1 protein-coding gene is annotated in these 2,030 nt (G+C 39.6%); it reads right to left on the bottom strand.

Annotated elements, in window-relative coordinates; all coding sequences use genetic code 11:
* Positions 1-179: 179 nt before the first annotated feature.
* Positions 180-1,415: an IS110 family RNA-guided transposase gene (locus tag SAY88_RS24480; RefSeq protein WP_332635055.1), complete on the bottom strand. Its 1,236-nt coding sequence runs from the start codon at positions 1,413-1,415 to the stop codon at positions 180-182.
* Positions 1,416-2,030: the final 615 nt, after the last annotated feature.

Below are 2,030 nucleotides of genomic sequence, written 5' to 3'. Positions count from 1 at the left end.
AGCACAGCGGTAATATGTCAACACCCTAAAACTAGAAAATTGGAAATTGATTTAACTACAATCAAAAAAATCCCTAAAAAAGGGTACACCTAATAAACTTCACTATTTAACTGAATTTTCAGAATAAATTTCAGTTTAGCGAAATGGAAAATAAGGGAGATAATGTAAGTTGATTATTCTTAATCTCTCCTTTCAGGTGGTGTGTACAACTGATTGGTGTTCAGTAGCGTGTACACCAATCGTACCAATTTTCTAGCAGTAAGGACGAGGGCACGTTTGTGTTTATGTTTGGGTACTTCATGTGCTTTCTTTTCATAAAACGCTTTGTATTCTGAGTCATGATGCCGGATCTTATCAGCGGCCTGAATGAGATAGTATCTAAGATATTTATTCCCAGTTCTCATTCGATTCGTTTCATCAGCTTCGAATTCACCTGATTGATTTTGGCTCCAAACGAGTCCAGCGTATTTGGCTAGCGCATGATGATTCTTAAACCGGTTGATATCACCAATTTCAGCAATTAAACCTGCTGCATACACATCCCCAACTCCTTTAATGGACGTTAAGGTTTGTGGAATGCCTTTCATGAGCTTAGCTATTTCTTTATCTAGACGTTTAACTTCCGCTTCCATGTGCTTGATGACACTTAGGGTAACGGATAAAGAAATGTTTACTGGGTCAGCCATTGCTTTATTTAAGCGGTATGAACTACGGGCAACCTTTTGAAGATATTTGGCGATCTCCTCAGGATTATCAAAGCGATTTTTTCCTTTTTCCTGAAGAAATTCCATCAGTTCTTCGATCGACATTTGGGCGATCTGTTCAGGTTCAAGCTCTTGAATAATAGCTAAACACGTTGCGCCAAACATATTTGAAAATGGATTATCTTGACGTAATCCACTGAATTTCAAAAAGACTTGATTCAAGAAATAGGTTTTGTCTCTTGCGATATTTTTCATGAGATGAAAACGGGTTCTCGTTAAACGCTGCAAGGCTTCGTAATGAATGGATTCTTTCATTTCAATAGGCAGTCGTCCAAAACGCAGGTGGTCTGCGATAACCCAGGCATCAATGCGGTCGTTTTTCACAAGGGAATCATACCCTTTTTTAAACCGAGCCACTTTTCTCGCATTCAAGACGTAAATATGAGGCTCAATCGATGGCTCATACCCTTGAAGTTGTTCTTTTAGGTAATGAGCAAGATGCCAACCAAGGTTGGAAGTCGCCTCCATTCCTATTTTCAACTGAGTTATTTGGTGTTTTTCAGCTGTTGCCAACATCTTTTGAATGAGGGTGTCTGCCCCTGTTTGATCATTAGTAACAGAAAAACTAACCAAGGATGTTCCATCTCCACTCATGAATTGTACATGGTGAGATTTTAAACTTACGTCTATACCAACTAACATTTGCGACATAATATCACCTCCAGGTAAAGCAGTAATCAAGCTGATCTCAGACCTGGGTGCCCATGGGAACCATCTAGATCTGCCTCGTCATAAGCACTCATCCGAAAGGAAGACAATTAATGGGACGCTACTTCCCCATCCAGTTCGGAGGCGCAACCAGCGGTTAGAAATTCAATGATGGGCCATGGGTAGCAGGCTATAACAGCAGTACAAATAAGTCCGCAAGGAGGGAAAGAAATCTCCTGAGAAAAACTTGTCGACCCCATTGTCCCATAGGCAAGTCTGAGAATCTATGATAAATACTGCGTAAAAACATGCGTAAGGACGCATTCGCACTATTTCACACTATAAAGTTGTCAAAGGGCATGGTTAAGAAACAGAAGGTACGTAAGGACCTCTGGATTTAATAAAATTAATAGATTTACTTGTTTTCCCTGTGACTTCCCCACCCAAGTGGGTAAAACAAAAGGGTAAAACCAAATTTAGGATGAGGAAGCACACAGCTTTCTTCATACAAATACAACCAGAATTAATTCTGTAATTGGAAATTCATTTAAAGGGTTCTTGTTAATCCGGATCAACTGGAAATCTCTAAATGAGAGCTCTTAAAGATATAATACGAGG

The organism is Halalkalibacter flavus, assembly GCF_036663575.1.
Taxonomy (GTDB): Bacteria; Bacillota; Bacilli; order Bacillales; family Bacillaceae_D; genus Halalkalibacter; species Halalkalibacter flavus.
Note: the sequence above shows the minus strand (reverse complement) of the source record. Positions and strands in the feature narration are given on the sequence as shown.

Excerpts from the sequence above, each read along its gene's own strand:
- SAY88_RS24480 (WP_332635055.1), bottom strand. The coding sequence starts at position 1,415 with ATGTCGCAAATGTTAGTTGGTATAGACGTAAGTTTAAAATCTCACCAT.